The organism is Synechococcus sp. CS-1332 (genome assembly GCF_025127995.1).
In the GTDB taxonomy this organism is placed as follows: domain Bacteria; phylum Cyanobacteriota; class Cyanobacteriia; order PCC-6307; family Cyanobiaceae; genus Cyanobium.
This window is the reverse complement of the sequence record NZ_JAHLYP010000029.1, coordinates 44662-64930: the sequence shown is the minus strand read 5'-3', so window position 1 is coordinate 64930 and position 20269 is coordinate 44662. Positions and strand designations below refer to the sequence as shown.

Below are 20269 nucleotides of genomic sequence, written 5' to 3'. Positions count from 1 at the left end.
TGCCCGTTCAGCCGAGCCGCAGATCGATGGTGTGGTCGGTGGGGCGCTGGCGCCCCTGCCAGGCGGGCGCGCCGGGAACGAACCCGGGCGCCAGGCAGGGTTCAAAACGGTGGCCATCGGGGTGCAGGCGGAAGCCGAACTCCCCGCCGGGGGTGCGCAGCACAAGCTCCAGGGGCATGTGCGGCTCGATCGCCGGATGCAGGCACGGGTAAAGCCGTTGGAAACGGAAGCGCACCGCCAGCACCTGGGACGCCCCCTCCCTGGCGGGCTCCATCGGCAGGGGCCGACCGTTGACAAGCAGCTGGCAGTCCCGACGAAACGCCGGGTTGGCCACCACCTCGAAGCGGCGCAGGGAGCCGTCGATGAACCGGCTGGTGAAGCCCCCCTGCACCGGGGTGTCGCAGATCAGGGGCCAGGGCTCGGGGGCGGGCCGCAGTTCCAGGGCCGGTGCCGCGTCGCTGGGGCCGGCCTGCCCCTGCCAGCGCAGCAGGGGCGGAAAACGCCACTCCCAGATGGCCCGGAACGCGGCCGGATCGAGGGCCAGGCCATCCGCCGCCAGCTCGGCCAGAATGGACTCCAGGTCGGCCCAGAGCTGGCTGGGAAACAGCTGGCGGTCATGCAGGCTGGCGCCCCAGTCGTGCAGCTGGGTGGGGCGGTGGCGGGGCTCCAGCAGGTGGGCCGCCAGGGCCGTCCACAGCAGGGCGATGGTGCTGCTCCACGCCATGCTGGGCAGGCTTTCCAGGGCCCGGAACTCCACCAGGCCAAGACAGCCGGCAGGGGCACCAGGATTCCAGAACTTGTCGAAGCTGATTTCGCTGCGGTGGTTGTTGCCGCTGCGGTCGGCATGGAGATGGCGCAGCGTTTCGCCGATCAGGCCCCGAGCGTCACCGAACGGTTCGGCCGAAGGCTGGCCCTCCGCCTGCTCGATGGCCCGGTAGGCCAGCTCCAGATCGAAGCAATCGCCGATCGCCTCATCGGGCCGTGGCGACTGGGAGGAGGGACCCACCCCGGGGCCGCAGAACAGATAGGCCAGCGACGGGTGCCGTTGCCAGTAGCGCAGGATCCCCGTGAGCCAGGCCGGCCGGGAGAAGAAGGGATGGTGGGCCAGGTCGGGGCCGCCCCAGAGCAAGTGGTTGCCGCCACCGGTGCCCTCCTGGCGGCCGTCGCCCAGGTCCTTCCAGCTGCGCAGCCCGACGCGCTCGCCGACCTCCTCCAGCCGCTGCAGCCACTGGTGGTACTCCAGCCAGCTGTGGCAGACGGGCAGGTTGATCTCCAGCACGCCCGGGTCGGCGGTCAGGCCCAGCACCTGCCAGCGCTCGCCGGCATCAAAGGGCAGCACGCCGCTGAGCCTGGGCGCCGCCAGGTCGCCGAGGCTGTCGGCCACCGCCTGCAGCAACACCCGCAGGGGTTCGCGCTCGAGGGGTGGCAGGAACAGTTCCCAGCCATCGGGATCAATCTCCAGGGTGAGCACCTGGCGGGGCACGTCCTCGGGCAGGTGCTCCAGGGGCAGGCGCAGGCCGGCCGGACCGGGGGCACCGGTGAGCTCCCGCAGGCTGTCCTCCAGGGGCCAGGGCACCACCTTCCACTCCACCGCCCCCGCCTCGTCAGTCGTCTCCGCGGGGGCGACGCTCAAGGGGGCCGCCCAGGCCCGTCGATCGGGATCGAGGGGATCCCGCAGCAGCACCGGCTGAAGCGTGAGGCCCAGGAGCTCACCCAGGCGCTCCAACCAGGCCGGGCCTTCGCTGGACTTCAGCGGTGAACCCTCCAGACCGGGCTGGCAGAGGCCGGGCCAGCGGACCGGCGCCGTGCCGTCGTCGCCCAGGACCAGGCGCAGGGCCCAGCGGGGATTGACCTCGCCGTCGTAACTCTTGCCCGGGCAGTAGAGCAGCGTGCTGCCACGCCAGACCCGCTGCTGCAGGTCCTGGGCCATGGCCCGGGCGATGGCCAGCTTGGTGGGGCCGTCGGCCGTGACGCTCCACTCCGGCCCCTCCGGTACGAGGGGGACCAGGGTGGGCTCACCGCCGAGGGTGAGCTGGATGCCAGCGGCGCGCAGGCGGGACTCGGCCGCCTCGGCCACCCGTTCCATCCAGCTCATGCGGGCCAGCTCATGCGGGTTGCGGAAGGCTCATGTTGACGCGTTGGGAATCACGCTGCAGGAGTTGACGGGGACCGGGACCACCTTCCAGATGCGTTCGGCGTACTCCTGGATGGACCGGTCGCTGCTGAAGAAGCCGCAGCGGGCTGTGTTCAGCACGGACATCATGCTCCACCGTCCTGCGTCGCACCAGGCGCCGTCAACCTCGTTCTGGGCCCGGCGGTAGTCGCCCAGGTCGGCCATCACCCGGAAGGGGTCGCTGCTGCACAGGTTGGCCAGCAGCGGGTGGAACAGGTCGCGGTCGCCTTCGCTGAAGTGGCCCGAGCCGATGAGGTCGATGGCCTCCTTGGCCAGGGCGTCGTTCTCCAGCCAGGGCATCGGGTGATACCCGTTGCGGTTGATGGCGGCCAGCTGCTCGGCGGTGTGGCCGAACAGGAAGAAGTTGTCGTCGCCGACCCGGTCCCGGATCTCGATGTTGGCCCCATCGAGGGTGCCGATCGTGAGCGCCCCATTGAGGGACATTTTCATGTTGCCGGTACCGGAGGCCTCCATGCCGGCGGTCGAGATCTGCTCGGAGAGATCCACCGCCGGATAGATCTTCTGGCCCAGCTTGACGCTGAAGTTGGGCAGGAACACCACCCGCAGACGGCCGTCCATCGCCGGGTCGATGTTGATGATCTCCGCCATCCCCACGATCAGGCGGATGATCAGCTTGGCCATGGCATAGCCGGGGGCCGCCTTGCCGCCGAAGATCACCGTGCGCGGCGGCAGATCCTCCCCGGCCCGCAGCCGCAGGTAGCGCTCCACCACCTGCAGGGCCGCCATGTGCTGGCGCTTGTACTCGTGGATGCGCTTCACCTGGACGTCGAACAGGGAGGCGGGATCCACCAGAACGCCGGTGTCCTGGCGGATCGTGGCGGCCAGGCGCTCCTTGGCCTGCTGGCGCACCCCCTGCCAGCGCTCCAGGAAACCGGCATCGGTGGCCAGGGGCTCCAGCTGCCGGAGCTGGTCGAGGTGCCGGCACCAGTCGGTGCCGATGGCGTCATTGAGCAGGTTGGCCAGGGGCGGGTTGGCCACCGCCAGCCAGCGCCGTGGCGTGACGCCGTTGGTGATGTTGGTGAAGCGCTCGGGCCAGACCTGGGCGAACTCGGCGAACAGGTTCTCCTTCAGCAGGCGGCTGTGCAGCTCCGCCACGCCGTTGACCGTGTGGCTGCCCACCACTGCCAGATGGGCCATGCGCACCTTGCGGTGCGGGCCCTCCTCGATCAGCGACAACCGCTCCAGCAGGTCGGGCTGGCCGGGGAAGCGGATGCGCAGGGTGCGCAGGAAGCGGGCATTGATCTCGAAGATGATCTGCAGCTGGCGGGGCAGCAGCTGCTGGAACAGTTCCAGCCCCCAGGCCTCCAGGGCCTCGGGCAGCAGGGTGTGGTTCGTGTAGCTGATCGTGGCGGTGGTGATGCTCCAGGCGGTATCCCAGTCGACCCCGTGCTCATCGATCAGCAGGCGCATCAGCTCCGCCACGGCGATCGCCGGGTGGGTGTCGTTGAGCTGCACCGCGAACTTGCGATGGAACTCCGTGACCGGAATCCCCTGGCTGCCGAGGATGCGGAACATGTCCTGCAGGGAGCAGGAGACGAAGAAGATCTGCTGACTGAGCCGCAGGCGCTTGCCCTGCTCCAGCTCATCGTTGGGATAGAGCACCTTTGAGAGGGTTTCCGACTGCACCTTGTGCAGCACGGCCCGGGTGTAGTCGCCGGCATTGAAGGAGGCGAAATCAAAGGCGTCCGGCGCCTGTGCCGACCACAGCCTCAGGGTGTTGGCGGTGTGGACGCCGTAGCCCAGGATCGGGGTGTCGTAGGCGACGCCGATCACGGTCTGGCCGCCGATCACCACCGGATAGCTCCATTCCGGCCGGATCACCTCCCAGGGGTTGCCGCGGGCCAGCCACGGATCGGTGCTCTCCATCTGGCCGGTGGGGCCGATCTGCTGGCGGAAGATGCCGAACTCGTAGCGGATGCCGTAGCCGATGGCCGGCAGCTCCAGAGTGGCCATCGACTCCTGGAAGCAGGCCGCCAGCCGGCCCAGGCCGCCGTTGCCCAGGCCCGGTTCCGGCTCCTCCGCCAGCATCTCCTCCAGGGTGAGACCGAGGGCGGCGCAGGCGGCCCTGGCCTCCTCCCGCAGCCCGAGGCTGACCAGGTTGTTCTCCAGGTGGGGCCCCAGCAGGTATTCCGCCGACATGTACGTGGCGGTGCGCACGTGCTGGCTGGTGTAGGTGTCCACGGTGTCCACCCAGCTGGTCAGCAGGATGTCCCTCACCGCCAGCGACAGACAGACGTAATGGTCGTGGGTGGTGGCGAGGGAGGCGGACTTGGCCTGGCTGGAGAACAGATGGCGGCGCATCGCCTCCAGGAGGGCCTGCCCCTTGGGTGGGCAGGGGGCGGGAGTGGAGCTTGCCATGGGGGAGATGCCGTGGGTGGCGACGTGGGACCTGTCCTGGCCTGGGGAGTGCCGCAGCCGCTGCACCATCGGATACAGGCGGGCGCTCCTTAAGAGTGGCTTTCTTTCAGCGCTGCAGCACCCCGTGCCAGGAAGCGCCCACGGGAGCGGGCTCCAGCAGCTCCGCCTCGATGGTCCAGTCCAGTTCGCTTTCCACCCCCTCAGGGCCCGAGAAGCTGCCGTTCACCGCCGCCGTGAGGGTGGGCTTGGAGGAGGTGGCCAGGGTGATGTAGCGGTCGTCAATACTGCCCTTGCCACTGGGATCGAAGCCCCGCCAACCCGCACCGGGCAGGTAGACCTCCGCCCAGGCATGCAGGTCGTACTGCTTCGGCGGCGGTTCCACCAGGTGGTAGCCGCTCACGAACCGGGCCGGCAGACCGACGCAGCGGCAGGTCTCGATCATCAGCATCGCCAGGTCGCGGCAGGAGCCAACCCGTTCCTTGAGGGTGCGGCCCGCCGGCCAGGCCGGCCCCACGTGCCGCTGGGTGTACTTGACCCGGTCCTTGATGATCTCCACCAGCTGCTCAAGGAACATCAGCCCACGCTGGTCACTTCCCATCAGCGCTTCCTGGGCCAGATCCACTGCGGCGGGGTCGTGCTGGCCATTGGGGAGCCACCCCTCCAGGGAGCCCAGCAGATCGCCGTTGAGATGGCCCACCGGGTAGGGGAGCAGGGGCTCCTGGTCCTGCAGGCAGGTGGCCAGGGGCGGCAGCGGCTGGGTCTCCACATCGCTGGTCGCCTGCACCCGGAAGTGATCGGTGCTGCCCTCGAAGCGGGCCCGCAGGATCTCATCGCCACTGGCGGCCACCAGTGGATAGAGCAAAGAAGGATCCGGACTGATGGCCAGGTGGAAATGGAGCAGCCGCTGGAAGCCATGGCCCCGGGGCTTCAGGCAGAAACGGTGGGACCCCAGGAAGACCGGCGCGCTGTAGCGGTAGTTGAAGGTGTGGGTCAGGCGGGCTCGCATGCCGCCTCTTGACTCGAACTGCTGCTGGTGGGGGCAATGAAGTAACGGGCTTCGATCAACTGATGCAGGCGATTCAGATCCGACTGGAAATTGTCGATGGCCTCATGCAGACCGGTGGCGACGAGTTCGTCGATCCTGGTGAAACTCCAGTGGGCCAACGTGAGCCCGATCAGGCATTCCAGATCATCCGCTGGCAGGGGCACCGAGCTGCCCCGGATGATCCTGAGCGTGTCGCTGATCCGCTCCAGACAGTAGCGGACCGAACGGGGAAAGATCGGATCCAGCAGCAGGAAGGCGGCCACCGCCTTGGGTTCGATGGCCTGCTGGCTCGACTGACGGAACATCTGGTACGCGCCGGCCGAGCGCAGCAGGGAGATCCACTGCAACTCATCGAGAACCCCACCCACCTCCTCGGTCGAAGGCAGCAGCAGGAAGTACTTGACGTCCAGGATCCGGGTGGTCTTGTCGGCCCGCTCGAGCAGGCGACCGAGGCGACTGAACTGCCAGGAAAGGTCGCGGCTGAGGGTGGCGTCGGTGATCCCGTAGAACAGCTGGCAGGCCCGGCGGATCTCCCGCAGCTGTTCCTGGGGCGGCTGCAGCCAGAAGTGCTCTTCCTGCAGCGTCCAGTAGATGTCGTTGATCTGCTCCCACATCTCCGTGGTGATCACTTCACGGATCTGCCGGGCGTTCTCCCGGGCGTTGCCGATGCAGTTGAGAACGCTGCTGGGGTTGTCGGCCTCCCGCACCAGGAAATGGATCACGGCCTCCGGGGTCACCACCGGACAGAGCTTGTCGAAGAGCTTGCGGTCGCCGCTGGCCTCGATCAGGGGTAGCCAGGGTTCGGCGCTGCCGGGGGGGCAGTCGAGGGCCATGGCCTCGCTCACCTCCACGAAACGGGAAATGTTCTCGGCCCGTTCGACGTTGCGATTGATCCAGTAGAGGGAGTCGGCAACGCGGCTCAGCATGGGGCTTCATCCACGATCCAGGTGTCCTTGCAGCCACCCCCCTGGGAGGAATTGACCACCAGGGAACCGCGCCGCAGGGCGACCCGGGTGAGGCCGCCGGGACTCACCCAGGCCCCCTTGCCACGCAGCACATAGGGTCGCAGGTCCACATGGCAGGGGTAGAGCTCCCCTTCGCTCAGGGAAGGCACGGTGGAGAGTTCCAGGGTGGGCTGGGCGATGTAATTGCGGGGATCCGCCTGGATCTTGATGGCGAACTCATCAATCTCCGCCTGGCTCGCATGGGGGCCGATCAGCATGCCGTAGCCACCGGCTTCCGCCACCGCCTTCACCACCAGCTCCCCGAGGTGCTCGAGCACGTAGGCCTGGTCGTCGGGGCGAGAACAGATGTAGGTGGGAACGTTCTCGATGATCGGCTCCTCATCCAGGTAGTAGCGGATCATCTCGCCCACATAGGCATAGATGAGCTTGTCGTCGGCCACGCCGGTGCCCGGGGCATTGGCGATGGCCACCCGCCCCGCCCCGTAGGCCCCCATCAGGCCCCTCACCCCCAGCATGGAATCGCTGCGGAACACGGCCGGGTCGAGGAAGTCGTCGTCGATGCGGCGGTAGATCACATCGACCGCCTCGAGGCCGGCGGTGCTGCGCATCCACACCCGATCCCCCTCGCAGACCAGGTCACGGCCCTCCACCAGCTGGATCCCCATCTGCTGGGCGAGATAGCTGTGCTCGAAGTAGGCGCTGTTGAACACCCCGGGGGTCAGCAGCACCACCTTGGGGGTGTCGGTCCAGGGGGCCAGTTCCCGCAGGGTCTGCAGCAGGTGGGAGGGGTAGTCGTCGATGGGCTGCACCGTGCGCCCGGCGAACAGGCTCGGGAACATGCGCTTCATCACCCGCCGGTTCTCGAGGAAGTAGGCCACCCCCGAGGGGCAACGCAGGTTGTCCTCCAGCACCCGCCAGGTGCCGTCGCCGTCCCGCACCAGATCCAGGCCGGAGATGTGGCACCAGCGCCCGAGGGGCGGCTGGAAACCCTGCATCTGGGGCCGCCAGCCCTGGGAGCTTTCCACATCGGCCCTGGGCACCACGCCGTCGGCCAGGATTTTCTGGTCGCCATAGACGTCGGCCAGGAAGCAGTCGATCGCCTCCAGCCGCTGGATCAGGCCCCGCTCCAGACGCTCCCATTCGCCGGAACTGATCAGCCGGGGCAGGGGATCGAAGGGAAGGATCCGCTCGACCCCCTTGCTGTCGGAATCGTTGAGCCGGAAGGTGGCCCCGAGGCGCTTGAGCAGCATGCCGGCGGCCACGTGGTTGCGGTTCAACTGGTCGAGGCCCATCTGGCCGAGGGACGACAGCAGCGGCTTCAGGGTGGCCCGGGGCTGGTCGGTGGAGGTGAAGTACTCGTCGTACCCCTGGTTCGGTTTGTACTGACTGAACATTCCAGACCCTTCCACGCAGTTGGATCCTGCAGTGCCGCCGGGGTGGCCACCCGTTGCCGTTGTTACGAAAACCAGGGGCGCTGCCGACGGATGGCTTCCGTCAACCCTCGCAGAGCAGCCTGTCGAGCCAGTCTAGAGAAACTTACCGCTTCATACGAATAGCGTTTTTATAAGCACCGTTCCCTGTGGGACCCAGAGGGTTCAGTATGGACACATAGGGAAGTGCCACGCCGATGCCGACCAATAAGACCGGGCCTAAGCCAACCAGAGCACCGTGCGCATCGGTCGTCCAGGTGCGTGACATGGGATGGAACGGCAGCCGCAGGGATCTACGCGCCTATGGGCGTCACAGCTTTGAGGGCGGCCGCAGCATCGCCGTGCGGCGCCTTGATGACGATCGCAAACCCTTTGGCCGCTGGTTCCTCGCCGACATCGTCGACGTGGGAGAGGGCGGTATGTGCCTGATCGCCTCCGAGGAGCAGTCCCTGGAGATGGGGCAGTGGCTGCTGATGGATCTGCGCGCCCATCCCGGCTTCGGGATGCTGCGTCTGCAGGCCGAGTTGCGCTGGCTCACCCGGGCCCACTTCGCCCTCACCTTCGGTGTGGCGTTCGCCACGCCCCTGAAGGAGGTGCCGGTGCTGTCGCTGGAGCGGCGCAACCTGCGCCGGGATCCCAACCAGGAAGACTGGGCCCTGGCGGAAGAGCGGGAACTGGCGCTGTCTTGAGCCGACAACGGTGTGGCGCACAGGCGGGAGTTCACTAGTCTCTGGGCATTAATCCAGAGTGCAGCCCCTTGGCCCGTATGCCGACACCCGAGGCAGGCCTCGTCGCCGCTTCCTTTTTTGCAGCGGCCCTGGCGCCGGCACCGGGGCAGGCCATCGGCACCACCTTCAGCTTCAACCTCGGCAGCGCCACCGCCAGCCCCGCCGGCCCTCTGGCCTCGCCCAACAAGACCTTCACCGCCACCGCCGACGGCCAGACCCTGAACCTGGTCTTTCAGAACGCCCTGCGACCCAACGGCAACGCCAAGCCAGTGAGTGCGACCGGCGACGGCCTCTGCATCTACAAAGCCGGTGGGGCAGGCCTCAACGACGTCGGCCGGACCAACTGCGGACGCCGCAACCCCGGCAACGGAACGGGCGTGGCCAACCAGGATTCCATCGAGCTGTTCTTCGACCAGCAGGTGGAACTGCTCAGCTATCGCTACGGCAACCTGCGGGTGGGCCTGGGAAATCCCCTGCTCACATGGGTCGATCCCAACAGCCCGGTGGTGTCCACTGAAACCCTGTTCGACAAACAAATCAACATCAACTACGCCTTCTCCAACCCTTTCATCGTTCAGGCCAACCAGATCCTCACGATCACCGGCACCGGCGGCGGCCGTGGCACCAGTTCCACTGAGGCGCTGCTCAATGGGCTGGTGGTGCGGGCGCTGGCGGAACCACCAGCCCCGTCCAGCGTTCCCGGTCCACTGCCCCTGCTCGGAGCCCTGGCGGCCTTTGGCTGGAGCCGCCGGCTGCGTTCCCGCCTGAGCCACGCAGCTCCCGCCGCTTCCCCATGTGATCGCGACGGATTCCAGGCTTGAGAACGGGGGGCCGTCGGGCCCACTGTCATCGCTGGCTTCGATCCTGCTCGCCGCGGCCCTGGCCCTGGTGGGCCTCTTCGTGCTGGCTGTGGTCGCCGGCGCTCTTCCCATTCAAGTGCTGCAACGCGACTGGCAGCAACGCTTCATCGAACTGGTGATCGGCAATTCCGGATTCCCCCTTGTGGGTTTCGTTCTCGTGCACCTGGCGACCCACGTGGAGCCGGAACGCCTGGAGCTCTTCCAGTTGCGCCAGCGGCTGCGGCGCTGGGCGGTGCTGATCACATTTCTGTACCTGCTGCTCATCCCGCTGCAGCTCTCCGTCACCGTGCGGCAGTTCAGCGACCGCGCCGCCCTGCAGGCCCAGCAGCGGCGCCTGGTCAGCGATCAGTTCAGCGGCTTCGCGGCCCTGATCCGCTCGGCCCCTGATGCCCTCAGCCTGCAGCGGCAACTGGCGGCGGTCAATGGGCCGGCCCTCACGGCCGCCGATCTGGCCAAACCGATGCCCCGGCTGCGCCAGGACCTGCTGGCCGCCCTGCGCCAGGCCGAGGCGGCCATGCCCGCCAACATCGAGCAGGCCACCCCCCTGTCTCCCCTGGTCTGGGCGGCCCTGCGCGATGGCCTGCGCCTGAACGGCTCGGCCCTGCTCATGGCGGTGGCCTTCGCCGCCGGCGCCCAGGGCCGAACCAGCAGCCGCACCCTGCTGACGCGCCTGCTCATGGTCTGGAGGTCGGTCCGCCGGCGCCGCTACAGCAGGAAGTAGCGCTGGGCCATGGGCAGCACCTCCGCCGGCTCGCATGTGAGCAGCTCCCCGTCGGCGAAGACCTCGTAGGTCTGGGGATCCACCTCCACCTTGGGCAGGGCGGTGTTGTTGCGCATCTGGGCCTTGCCGATGCCCCGGGTCTGGACCACCGGCACGCAGGCCCGCTTCAGGCCGAGGCTGCTGGGCAGATCGGCGTCGAGCGCGGCCTGGCTGACGAAGTTGAGGCAGCTGCCGGCCAGCGAACCGCCATAGGCGGCGAACATCGGCCGGCCATGCACGGGCCCCGGCGTGGGGATCGAGGCGTTGGCATCGCCCATCTGGGCCCAGACGATCGAGCCCCCCTTGATCACCAGCTCCGGCTTGACACCGAAGAAACCCGGCTTCCACAGCACCAGATCGGCCAGCTTGCCCACCTCCACCGATCCCACCTGGCTGTCGAGGCCATGGGCGATGGCGGGATTGATCGTGAACTTGGCGATGTAGCGCTTCAGGCGGGTGTTGTCATTGCGGCCGCCGCGGGGACCGGCGGCGTCCTCGGGGAGGAAACCACGCTGCACCTTCATCTTGTGGGCCGTCTGGAAGGTGCGGGTGATCACCTCGCCCACCCGGCCCATCGCCTGGGAATCGCTGGCGATGATGCTGAAGGCGCCCAGGTCGTGAAGGATGTCCTCGGCGGCGATCGTCTCGCGGCGGATGCGGGATTCGGCGAAGGCCACGTCCTCCGGGATGCGGGGATCGAGGTGGTGGCACACCATCAGCATGTCGAGGTGCTCCTCGAGGGTGTTGACGGTGTAAGGCTTGGTGGGGTTGGTGGAACTGGGCAGCACATTGGGCTCGCCGCAGATGCGGATGATGTCGGGGGCGTGGCCGCCGCCGGCCCCCTCGGTGTGGAAGGTGTGGATGGTGCGGCCGCCGATGGCCCGGATCGTGTCCTCCACGAAGCCCGCCTCGTTGAGGGTGTCGGAATGGATGCAGACCTGCACATCGAAGCGGTCGGCCACCGTCAGGCAGCAGTCGATGGCGGCCGGGGTGGTGCCCCAGTCCTCGTGCAGCTTCAGACCGCAGGCGCCGGCGCGGATCTGCTCCTCGAGCGCGGCGGGCGTGCTGGCGTTGCCCTTGCCGTAGAAGCCCAGGTTGATCGGCAGCCCCTCGGCGGCCTGGAGCATGCGGGCCAGGTGGAAGGCGCCGGGGGTGCAGGTGGTGGCATTGGTGCCGGTGGCCGGGCCGGTGCCGCCGCCCAGCAGGGTGGTGACGCCGCTGGCCAGGGCGGTTTCGATCTGCTGGGGACAGATGAAGTGGATATGGGTGTCGATCGCCCCGGCGGTGATGATGTGGCCCTCGCCGGCGATGGCCTCGGTGCCAGGTCCCACCACGATCGTGACCCCATCGGTGATGTCGGGGTTGCCCGCCTTGCCGATGGCACAGATGCGGCCGTCCCGCAGGCCGATATCGGCCTTGACGATGCCCCACCAGTCGAGGATCAGGGCATTGGTGATCACCGTGTCCACGGCCCCCTCAGCCCGGGAGGTCTGGGCCTGGCCCATGCCGTCCCGGATCACCTTGCCGCCGCCGAACTTCACCTCATCGCCGTAGGTGGTGCAGTCGCTCTCCACCTCCAGGATCAGGTCCGTGTCCGCCAGCCGCAGTCGGTCACCGGTGGTGGGGCCGTAGGTCTCGGCGTAGGCGCGGCGGTCGATGCGGTACGGCATGGCCGGAGGTGAGGGGAGGGGGCGAAGGAGGGGGCGGGGGCGGGCCTAGTCGAGGGGGCCGTTCACCAGACCGTTGAAACCGAAGACGCGACGGTCGCCGACGTAGGGCACCAGATCCACCTGGCGGGTGTCGCCGGGCTCGAAGCGGATGGCGGTGCCCGCCGGGATATCCAACCGCAGTCCCCGGGCGGCCTCGCGGTCGAAGTGGAGGGCGTCGTTGGCCTCGTGGAAATGGAAGTGGGAGCCCACCTGCACGGGGCGGTCGCCGCTGTTGGACACCGAGAGGGTGGTGACGGGGCGGCCGGCGTTGAGCACGAGGGTTCCCGGTTCAGGGATCAGCTCGCCGGGGATCAGGGGGGCCATGGCTGTGGTGGGGTGGGGGTCAGCGGATCGGTTCGTGAAGGGTGACGAGCTTGGTGCCGTCAGGGAACATCGCCTCGATCTGCACGTCGGGGATCAGCTCGGGCACCCCCTCCATCACCTGGTCCCGGCGCAGCCAGGTGCTGCCCTCCCGCATCAGCTCCGCCACGCTGCGGCCATCGCGGGCCCCTTCGATCACCTGGAAACTCAGCCAGGCCACGGCTTCAGGGTGGTTGAGCTTGAGGCCCCGGCCGAGCCGCCGTTCCGCCAGGAGAGCGGCGGTGACGATCAACAGCTTGTCTTTCTCCTGGGGGGTGAGGTTCATGCAGGCGGCGCTGGCCGGAGCCACTCTCGCAGCGGTCCGGCACCGGGTCAGGTTCACAAGGAACGTTCGGTGCCTGGATCAACGCCGCTGGAGCACCCCCTGGCCGTTGAGGTTGAGGTTGTCGATCCGCACCGCCGTGGCCCGGCCGTCAGGGCCGACCGTGAAGCTGACGGCGCTGGGGCCGTAGGCGTTCTCGCCGGGGGGCTGGTAGCGGAAGGTGTCGCCGCTCACCGGGAGGAGGGGGAAGGAGGTGAGGCGGGGCCCCAGCTGCAGCTCGAGCCCGTCCCCGCGACGCACCACCGCAATTGGGCCCACGTAGGCATTGGCGTAGCTGCCGATGTAGGCGTCGGCGGGGCGGGCCGGCAGGGGCCGGGCCGGGGTGACCACCATGGGGTAGTCCTGCTGCTCCATGCCCTGGAACAGGGGGCGAATGGCGGTGAGGTAGTCGCGCTTCACCGCTCCGGTGGTGGCCAGGTCGAGGAAGCTGAGGCTCAGGGCCTCCGGCACCCCCAGCGGCTGGCTGTTGGAGAGCACGACGATGCCGAGGGATTCCGCCGGCAGCAGGTAGACGGCCGTGGCGGCGCCGAGGTCGAAGGCGCCCGAATGGCCCAGCAGCACCGTGCCCCGGTCGGTGTAACTCACGTTCCAGCCCAGCCCGTAGAAGCCGGCCCGGTCGGCGGAAGGATCGCGGGGCTGCTGGCTGACGATCTGGGGCCGGTGGGTCTCCGCCAGGGCAGCGGTGTCCACCACCGCACGGCCATCCAGGCGGCCGCCGGCCAGCTGCAGACGCAGCCACTGGCCCAGATCCCGGACGCTGGAGCTCACCCCGCCGGCGGGGGCCTGGGCATCGGCATCCCGCTGGTATCGGGCCACCCAGCGGCCCCCCTCCGGCACGTGCAGGGACGCGTGGTTGGTGGCGGCCACGACATCAGCGTGGCGGGAGCTGGTGCGGGTCATGCCCAGGGGCTTGTAGAGCCGTTCGCTGGATAGTTGCTCCCAGGGCAGGCCGACGGCGTTGGCGGCGGCCACGGCGCCGGCGGTGAAGCCGAAGTTGGTGTAGGCGTAGTCGGCGCGGAAGCGGTTGCCGGTGGGCAGCAACCGCAGCCGCTCCAGGATCGTGGCCCGATCGAAGCCCAGGTCCTCGAGGTGATCGCCGGCGTGGTCGGGCAGGCCGCTGCGGTGGGCCAGCAGATCGCGGATGGTCACAGCGGCGGCGATGGCCGGCGGACCGATCCGGGCCTGGGGAAGGGTGCGCAGCACCGGGTCGTCCCAGCCCACGCGCCCGTCGCCCACCAGTCCGGCCACCAGCGTGGAGGCGATCGGTTTCGAGAGCGACGCCAGCTGGAAGAGGGTGTCGGCATCCACCGCGCCGGGCTCACCCACCCGCCGCACCCCGTAGCCCTTGAGGAACACCAACCGGTCGGCGTGCACCACCACGATGGCCAGACCCGGGACACCGGTGCGGCCGAGCATCTCCGTGGCCAGGGCATCGAGTCGGGGCAGGGCCGCGGCCAGGCCCTCCGCCGTGACCTGGCGCGGCGGTGGCGGGGGCCCCGACGGTGCCTCGGCGCTGCGTGCGGCACCCGGGGGCCGGAGCGCCAGGGCCAGGCCCAGAACCAGGGCGGCCGCCCCAGGGCGGCGCTGGACGCTTGGGGCCACGGCAACGCCGGCAACTCGGAGAAAGCTAGGCCTGGTGCTGCAGCGCCTGTTCGGGGTCACCAGCTTCGCGCTGGGGTCGCCAGCGGCGGTTCCTGGTCGAGGGGCTGTTCCTGGAACGGCCACACCCGTGGCAACACTGGAGCCGCCAGCCCCCGTTCGGCCCGGATCCGGGCCCAGATCCGCGTGAACCAGAAGCGGGCGGCCTGGGTGGAGCGACCCCGGTAGCGGGCCACGAGCCCCCGCTCCAGCCGGCCGCAGGCCATCTCCCCCTCCAACCCGTGCCGCTCGGCCCGGCAGGCCTCCAGCAGGGGCTCGCCCACCGGCCCGGGGGCGGCCCACACCAGGCTGGCGAACACCGGCTGCCCCCCCAGGCCGTGGGGGCTCTCCAGGCTCTCACCGCCCAGCTCAAGCCGGTCCACCAGCTCCCACTGCCCCTCCCGCCGGATCTCCAGCAACGAGCGCCAGCGGCCGGAGCCGAGCGTCTCGCCATCGGCGCTACGCCCCAGCCGCACCACCTCCGCCCCCAGCCAGCTGGCCCCTTCGGCCAGCTCCACCCGGCAGATCTGCTGGAACAGGCCGTCCCTGAAGACCACCAGTTCCTGGGGAAGCCATTCCAGATCGGCCGCCGCGGCGAGACGGAAGTCGAGCGTCTGATGGGTCCAGCTGCCGGCGGGGACCCGCCGGGAGCGGCCCACGGTCCCGTAGACCTTCTGGGCCGCCACGCTGGTGATCAGGGCCCGGCTGCCGACGCCGAGGTCGGCGTCGATGGCCAGTTCATCCCCCCCCACCAGGCCCCCGCCGGTGTGCAGCAGGGGCAGTTCGCAGCGGCCATCGGCGGCGGCGAAGGACCGCTGGATCTTCAGCGGCGCTGTTGCTCCGCCCTGATGCCGGGTGGAACCGTCCGCGCCGTCGCTGGTCTGGAAACGAAGCCGGGCCTGGGCTCTCCAGGGAGCAGGAGCAGTGAGCTGCATGGCGGTGATGCTGGGGCCCTGAGGGCCTGGATTCGGTAGCGGTCAACACAGGGCCGCCCGCCAGCGGCTGGCCAGGGTGGACGGCCCACCGTCGCCCGCTGGCCTGGTCCATGCCCGCCCCCACTGTTTCCGATGCCACGGTTTCCGATGCCACCGTGCCCCTGGTGCTGGTGCGGCACCTGCGCCACGGGGAGGTCTCGGGGCCGGTCCCGCCGTTGCGGTTACCGCTCCGGGCCGACGAGCGCACCAGCCTGCGGGGCCATCGCCGCAGCGCCTGTGGACGGGACCTGCTGTTGCAGTTACCCCGGGGAGCGGGCCTCGAGCCCGGCGACCTGCTGGCACCGGAGAGCGGTGGGCCCCTGGTGGTGGTGGAGGCCGCCAGCGAGCCGCTGATGGTGGTGCGGGCCGCCAATCCCCTGGCCCTGCTGCAGGCGGCTTATCACCTGGGCAACCGCCACGTGGCCATGGAACTGCACAGCGACGAACTGCGCCTGGGCATCGACAACGTGCTCGAGGATCTGCTGCGGCAACGGGGTCTGGCCGTGGAGCGAATCATGGGGCCTTTTCTGCCGGAACCTGGGGCCTACGAACCGTCTGTCCACGCCCATGGCCACCGCCATGGCCAGCCATGAGCATCTCCCGGCTGCGCCTCTTCCAACTGGTCAGCCCCGCCCTGCCGGTGGGGGCCTTCAGCTATTCCGAGGGCCTGGAGGTGCTCGTGCAGGCGGGCCAACTGCAGGACGCCGCCAACGTGCGCCGCTGGCTGGAGGCGGAGCTGGACCGCGGGGCCCTGACGATCGAGGCCGCCAGCCTGGGCCGGCTGATGGACGCCCTGGCCACCTGGCGTGAGACACCGGACGGGCCTGCCTGGCAGGTGGTGCTGGAGCTGGACGGCTGGCTGCTGGCCCAGCGGGAGGCGGCCGAGATGAGGGCCCAGCAACGCCAGATGGGCCGCTCCCTGCTGCAGCTGCTGGCGGATCTGGGCCTGCCCCTGCCGGGGGGGCGCACGCCGCGGCTGGCGTGGCCAGCGGCCTGGGCCTGGGCAGGTCTGGCCCTCGAGATCCCCCCCCAGGAGGTGGTGGAGGCCTACCTCTATGGCTGGATTGCCACCCAGCTCAGCGCCGCCGTGCGGCTGGTGCCCCTGGGCCCCACCGAAGCCCAGCGGCTGCAGCTGGCCCTCGCGCCCACCATCGCCTCGCGGGCTGCGGTGCTGGTGGAAGCCGATCCCGAAGCCCTCTGGAACGGGGGGGTGGGGGCCGGCCTGGCCCAGCTGGGTCATGCTGAGCTCTACTCGCGGTTGTTCCGCAGCTGATGGTCATCGCGGGCAGGATCAGCCGGCGTGACTTCGCTGGAGCGTTTCGCCGGGCCGGCATGGCCACCAACCTGCCGCGCCATGAAGCTGAGGCAGACCGCCTTCCGCCTCCATCGGCGCTGGCGTCAGGATGGCATCCATCCTGGAATCGGGCGATGGGCAGCAAACTGAGGGTCGGGGTCGCAGGGCCGGTGGGCTCGGGGAAGACGGCCCTGGTGGATGCCCTCTGCCGCCGGCTGCGGGAACGGCTGCAGCTGGCGGTCGTCACCAACGACATCTACACCCAGGAGGATGCCCAGTTCCTGACCAGAGCGGGGTCCCTGGCGCCCGAGCGGATCCGCGGGGTCGAGACCGGAGGCTGCCCCCACACCGCCATCCGAGAGGACTGCTCGATCAACCGGGCCGCGGTGCAGGAGCTGGAGGAGGCCTTCCCGGACCTGGACCTGGTGCTGGTGGAAAGCGGCGGCGACAACCTGGCGGCCAGCTTCAGTCCGGAACTGGTGGATCTCTGCATCTACGTGATCGACGTGGCCGCCGGCGACAAGATCCCCCGCAAAGGAGGACCCGGCATCACCCGCTCCGATCTGCTGGTGATCAACAAGATCGACCTGGCACCCATGGTGGGTGCCAGCCTCACGGTGATGCAGGAAGACACCGAACGCATGCGCGGCGGTCGGCCCTGGTGCTTCACGAATCTGCGCAGCGGTGAGGGGCTGGATCGGGTCGAGAGCTTCCTGCTGCGGCAGCTGCCCGAGGGCGCCGTCGCCTGAAGACTGAAGCCATCGGATATTCCCCTCTCACCCGTTCATCACCAAAACCGTAGGTAATGCAACATATCGACAGGAAGGCGACGTGCAAATCCTCACCCCAGCAAGCCCTGGGTCGCTTTCTGTCTCATCGGATACCAGGAGTAACCACGTCCTTCCTTACCTTTCCTTTTGCCGTCGGTTACGGCGACTACAATTCATCTTGAACAGGCTTCAATGTCTCTGCATCTTTCAAGGCGACTGACAGCTGCTCTCGCCGTAACTGCTGTGAGCGTCACCCTCGTCTCCTGTGGGGGCGAGTCAGGATCAGGCGGCAATTTCGATGGTGAAGTGAAGGTTGGCATCCTTCATTCCCTCAGTGGCACGATGGCCATTTCCGAAACGACTTTGAAAGAAGTCGAGGAAATGGCGATCAAGGAAATCAATGATGCCGGCGGCGTCAAAGTTTCCGGCAAGTCTTACAAGATCGTCGCTGTTGCCGAAGACGGCGCCTCCGACTGGCCCACCTTCGCCGAGAAAGCCCAGAAGCTGATCGACTCCGACAAGGTGGCCGTGGTCTTTGGCGGCTGGACCTCCGCAAGCCGCAAGGCGATGCTGCCGGTCTTCGAGTCGAAGAACCATATGCTCTTCTACCCGATTCAATACGAGGGTCAGGAGTGCTCCAGGAACATCTTCTACACCGGGGCCGTTCCGAACCAGCAGGCTGAGCCTGCTGTCCAGTGGCTGATGGACAAGTTCTCCGGCAAACTCGGCAAGAAGGTCTACCTGGTTGGCTCGGACTACGTGTACCCACGTACCGCCAACACGATCATCAAAGAGCAGATGAAGGCTCTGGGTGGTGAAACGGTCGGCGAAGACTACATCCCCCTCGGCAACACCGAGGTGGCCCCGATCATCGCCAAGATCAAGAAGGCCTTCCCCGATGGCGGGATCATCATCAACACCCTGAACGGTGACTCCAACGTCGCCCTCTTCAAGCAGTTCAAGGCTTCGGGCATCGACCCCGCCAAGTACCCGATCATGTCCTTCTCCATCGCGGAAGAGGAGATTCGCCAGATCGGTCCTGAGTACACCACCGGCACCTATGCCGCCTGGAACTTCTTCATGAGCCTGGACACCCCGGCCTCCAAGAAGTTCACTGCCGACTTCCAGGCCATGTACGGCGCCGATCGGGTCACGGGTGACCCGGCCGAATCCGCCTACAACATGGTCTACCTCTGGAAGAACGCCGTCGAGAAGGCAGGAACCTTCGAAGATCTCGACAAGGTCCGCACCGACATGATCGGGATCACCTTCGCCGCTCCCCAGGGCGAAATCAAGATGTTCCCCAACCACCACACCTCCGAGCGGGTGCTCATCGGCGAGGCGGAGGCCAACGGCCAGTTCAAGATCCTGTCCGACAGCGTCAAGGCCATCCCTCCGATTCCCTGGAACCAGTTCGTTCCTGAGACCAAGGGCTTCACCTGCGACTGGACCCAGGATCGTCCGGACGCCGGCAAGTTCAAGATGTGATCACGGCACCAACCGTGAATCGATGAGCGGCGGGTGGTTCCTTCCGGAACCACCTCTTTCCCATTCGTCACACCACCACGTTCGACCCGATCCAGCGCTGGAAATCCAACGCTGGATCTAACGTTCAACACTCATTCCGTTGGAACTATTCTTTTCTCAGATCCTTGATGGTCTCAGCATCGGGTCAGTGCTGCTGCTGGCAGCCACGGGCCTGGCCATCGTCTTCGGATTGATGGGTGTCATCAATCTCGCCCACGGCGAGTTCATGATGCTTGGTGCCTATGTCACCTACGTGGTGCAATCGGCCTTCAAGCCGATGGGTGGTGTGATCTTTGAATTATACTTTCCGGTCTCGCTGGTTCTCGCCTTCATCGTGACAGGGCTCATCGGAGTGCTGCTGGAGAGAACCTTGATCCGGAAGCTCTACGGGCGGCCACTTGAAACGCTGCTGGCCACCTGGGGGGTCAGCCTGATTCTTATCCAGCTGATTCGCAGTGTTTCTACCGCGATGATGCTCGGCATCATTGTGGGTGTCGTGGTTGGATTTCTTCTATCCAAACTACTCGGTGCCAAGTTTTCCGAGAAGCCTTTCTTCACCTATCTCAATGGACTCGGGTGGGCGGTCGCTATCGGCATTGGCCTAGTGGCCGTCAACCTGTTCGATCAGGCCCGCCCGCTGTCGAAGGCCTGGTTCGGTCCCCGAAATATTGACGTGACGGCGCCCAAGTGGCTCCAGGGAAGTTGGGGGATGATCGGCACGATCGAGTTGCCGGGCCTGCGCATTTTCATCATCTTGCTGTCGGCGCTGCTATTGCTCGCCACCTTCTGGTTCCTCAATAAGAGTGTCTGGGGTCTGCGCATCCGTGCCGTGACCCAGAACCGCCAGATGAGTAACTGCCTCGGCATTCCCACCGATCGCGTTGACAGCATCACCTTCGGCATCGGATCCGGCCTGGCTGGTGTGGCCGGTTGTGCCATCACCCTGCTGGGGTCTGTGGGTCCGAACCTCGGTGCCGCCTATATCGTCTCCTGCTTCATGGTGATTGTCCTTGGCGGTGTGGGCAATCTGTTGGGCACCGTGCTGGCCTCGTTGCTGCTGGGCATCATCCAGTCGGTGATCGGTTCGGGCACCTTGCTGACCATTTTCCCGGACATGCCATTGGCAGCCAAAGGGGTGATCGAGTTCTTCGCCACCACCAGCATGTCCCTGGTGTTGGTGTTCATCTTCATCATCGTCTTCCTCCAGTTCCGCCCCAACGGCATGTTCCCCCAGAAGGGTCGCTCGGTCGATGCCTGACCCGATCATCTCAACCTTCTGCAGATTCCCGTTCCATCTCCCCACCAGGAGGCCCT

The 20269-nt window shown here is 67.6% G+C and carries 18 protein-coding genes; 8 read left to right on the top strand and 10 right to left on the bottom strand.

What is annotated here, in order from left to right:
- Positions 1-7: 7 nt before the first annotated feature.
- The 5 genes from KQ305_RS06125 to KQ305_RS06105 form a co-directional block, all read right to left on the bottom strand.
- Complete coding sequence (locus tag KQ305_RS06125) at positions 8-2095, bottom strand: transglutaminase family protein (RefSeq protein ID WP_259724536.1); 2088 nt, start codon at positions 2093-2095, stop codon at positions 8-10.
- A gap of 30 nt (positions 2096-2125) precedes the next feature.
- Positions 2126-4552 (bottom strand): glycogen/starch/alpha-glucan phosphorylase, encoded by a 2427-nt coding sequence (locus tag KQ305_RS06120; protein ID WP_259724535.1) that lies wholly within the window; start codon positions 4550-4552, stop codon positions 2126-2128.
- Between the two features lie 106 nt (positions 4553-4658).
- Positions 4659-5558, bottom strand: a complete 900-nt coding sequence (locus KQ305_RS06115) for a transglutaminase family protein (RefSeq protein ID WP_259724534.1) — start codon at positions 5556-5558, stop codon at positions 4659-4661.
- Positions 5543-6523: an alpha-E domain-containing protein gene (locus KQ305_RS06110; protein ID WP_259724533.1), complete on the bottom strand. Its 981-nt coding sequence runs from the start codon at positions 6521-6523 to the stop codon at positions 5543-5545. Before KQ305_RS06110 ends, KQ305_RS06115 begins: the two co-directional genes overlap by 16 nt.
- Complete coding sequence (locus tag KQ305_RS06105; RefSeq protein ID WP_259724532.1) at positions 6517-7956, bottom strand: circularly permuted type 2 ATP-grasp protein; 1440 nt, start codon at positions 7954-7956, stop codon at positions 6517-6519. The genes KQ305_RS06110 and KQ305_RS06105 overlap by 7 nt, the downstream gene beginning before the upstream one ends.
- 302 nt (positions 7957-8258) lie before the next feature.
- Here KQ305_RS06105 and KQ305_RS06100 point away from each other — a divergent pair, with 302 nt between their 5' ends.
- From KQ305_RS06100 to KQ305_RS06090, 3 genes are all read left to right on the top strand, one after another.
- Positions 8259-8681: a PilZ domain-containing protein gene (locus KQ305_RS06100; protein ID WP_259724531.1), complete on the top strand. Its 423-nt coding sequence runs from the start codon at positions 8259-8261 to the stop codon at positions 8679-8681.
- A 77-nt stretch (positions 8682-8758) separates the two neighbouring features.
- Complete coding sequence (locus tag KQ305_RS06095; RefSeq protein ID WP_259724530.1) at positions 8759-9541, top strand: hypothetical protein; 783 nt, start codon at positions 8759-8761, stop codon at positions 9539-9541.
- The gene (locus KQ305_RS06090; RefSeq protein WP_259724529.1) at positions 9516-10301 is read left to right on the top strand and encodes a hypothetical protein; all 786 of its coding nucleotides are present in this window, start codon (positions 9516-9518) and stop codon (positions 10299-10301) included. Before KQ305_RS06095 ends, KQ305_RS06090 begins: the two co-directional genes overlap by 26 nt.
- Here KQ305_RS06090 and ureC read toward each other — a convergent pair.
- From ureC to KQ305_RS06065, 5 genes are all read right to left on the bottom strand, one after another.
- Positions 10286-12010, bottom strand: coding sequence for an urease subunit alpha (ureC, locus tag KQ305_RS06085; RefSeq protein ID WP_259724528.1), 1725 nt, complete (start codon positions 12008-12010; stop codon positions 10286-10288). The genes KQ305_RS06090 and ureC overlap by 16 nt on opposite strands.
- A gap of 45 nt (positions 12011-12055) precedes the next feature.
- Positions 12056-12373: an urease subunit beta gene (locus KQ305_RS06080; protein WP_259724527.1), complete on the bottom strand. Its 318-nt coding sequence runs from the start codon at positions 12371-12373 to the stop codon at positions 12056-12058.
- Positions 12374-12392: 19 nt separating this feature from the next.
- Positions 12393-12695 (bottom strand): urease subunit gamma, encoded by a 303-nt coding sequence (locus tag KQ305_RS06075; protein ID WP_259724556.1) that lies wholly within the window; start codon positions 12693-12695, stop codon positions 12393-12395.
- Between the two features lie 78 nt (positions 12696-12773).
- The gene (locus KQ305_RS06070) at positions 12774-14354 is read right to left on the bottom strand and encodes a serine hydrolase (RefSeq protein ID WP_259724526.1); all 1581 of its coding nucleotides are present in this window, start codon (positions 14352-14354) and stop codon (positions 12774-12776) included.
- Between the two features lie 56 nt (positions 14355-14410).
- A complete protein-coding gene (locus KQ305_RS06065) occupies positions 14411-15325 on the bottom strand; it encodes an urease accessory protein UreD (protein ID WP_259724525.1) in 915 nt (304 codons plus the stop codon).
- Positions 15326-15435: 110 nt separating this feature from the next.
- On the opposite strand from KQ305_RS06065, the gene ureE reads away from it, so the two are divergent.
- The 5 genes from ureE (at position 15436) to KQ305_RS06040 (ending at position 20213) form a co-directional block, all read left to right on the top strand.
- Positions 15436-15957: an urease accessory protein UreE gene (gene ureE, locus KQ305_RS06060; RefSeq protein WP_259724524.1), complete on the top strand. Its 522-nt coding sequence runs from the start codon at positions 15436-15438 to the stop codon at positions 15955-15957.
- Entirely contained in the window at positions 15954-16637 is a 684-nt protein-coding gene (locus tag KQ305_RS06055; protein ID WP_259724523.1) for an urease accessory protein UreF, read from the top strand. Before ureE ends, KQ305_RS06055 begins: the two co-directional genes overlap by 4 nt.
- Positions 16638-16792: 155 nt before the next feature.
- Positions 16793-17407, top strand: a complete 615-nt coding sequence (gene ureG / locus KQ305_RS06050; RefSeq protein ID WP_259724522.1) for an urease accessory protein UreG — start codon at positions 16793-16795, stop codon at positions 17405-17407.
- A gap of 213 nt (positions 17408-17620) precedes the next feature.
- Positions 17621-18916: an urea ABC transporter substrate-binding protein gene (urtA, locus tag KQ305_RS06045; RefSeq protein WP_259724521.1), complete on the top strand. Its 1296-nt coding sequence runs from the start codon at positions 17621-17623 to the stop codon at positions 18914-18916.
- Between the two features lie 139 nt (positions 18917-19055).
- Positions 19056-20213: an urea ABC transporter permease subunit UrtB gene (locus KQ305_RS06040; RefSeq protein ID WP_259724520.1), complete on the top strand. Its 1158-nt coding sequence runs from the start codon at positions 19056-19058 to the stop codon at positions 20211-20213.
- Positions 20214-20269: the final 56 nt, after the last annotated feature.

Bases quoted from the DNA above. Each gene is read 5' to 3' on its own strand.
- KQ305_RS06125 (WP_259724536.1), bottom strand. From the start codon at position 2,095: ATGAGCTGGATGGAACGGGTGGCCGAGGCGGCCGAGTCCCGCCTGCGC.
- KQ305_RS06120 (WP_259724535.1), bottom strand. From the start codon at position 4,552: ATGGCAAGCTCCACTCCCGCCCCCTGCCCACCCAAGGGGCAGGCCCTC.
- KQ305_RS06115 (WP_259724534.1), bottom strand. From the start codon at position 5,558: ATGCGAGCCCGCCTGACCCACACCTTCAACTACCGCTACAGCGCGCCG.
- KQ305_RS06110 (WP_259724533.1), bottom strand. From the start codon at position 6,523: ATGCTGAGCCGCGTTGCCGACTCCCTCTACTGGATCAATCGCAACGTC.
- KQ305_RS06105 (WP_259724532.1), bottom strand. From the start codon at position 7,956: ATGTTCAGTCAGTACAAACCGAACCAGGGGTACGACGAGTACTTCACC.
- KQ305_RS06100 (WP_259724531.1), top strand. From the start codon at position 8,259: ATGGGATGGAACGGCAGCCGCAGGGATCTACGCGCCTATGGGCGTCAC.
- KQ305_RS06095 (WP_259724530.1), top strand. From the start codon at position 8,759: ATGCCGACACCCGAGGCAGGCCTCGTCGCCGCTTCCTTTTTTGCAGCG.
- ureC (WP_259724528.1), bottom strand. From the start codon at position 12,010: ATGCCGTACCGCATCGACCGCCGCGCCTACGCCGAGACCTACGGCCCC.
- KQ305_RS06080 (WP_259724527.1), bottom strand. From the start codon at position 12,373: ATGGCCCCCCTGATCCCCGGCGAGCTGATCCCTGAACCGGGAACCCTC.
- KQ305_RS06075 (WP_259724556.1), bottom strand. From the start codon at position 12,695: ATGAACCTCACCCCCCAGGAGAAAGACAAGCTGTTGATCGTCACCGCC.
- KQ305_RS06065 (WP_259724525.1), bottom strand. From the start codon at position 15,325: ATGCAGCTCACTGCTCCTGCTCCCTGGAGAGCCCAGGCCCGGCTTCGT.
- ureE (WP_259724524.1), top strand. From the start codon at position 15,436: ATGCCCGCCCCCACTGTTTCCGATGCCACGGTTTCCGATGCCACCGTG.
- KQ305_RS06055 (WP_259724523.1), top strand. From the start codon at position 15,954: ATGAGCATCTCCCGGCTGCGCCTCTTCCAACTGGTCAGCCCCGCCCTG.
- ureG (WP_259724522.1), top strand. From the start codon at position 16,793: ATGGGCAGCAAACTGAGGGTCGGGGTCGCAGGGCCGGTGGGCTCGGGG.
- urtA (WP_259724521.1), top strand. From the start codon at position 17,621: ATGTCTCTGCATCTTTCAAGGCGACTGACAGCTGCTCTCGCCGTAACT.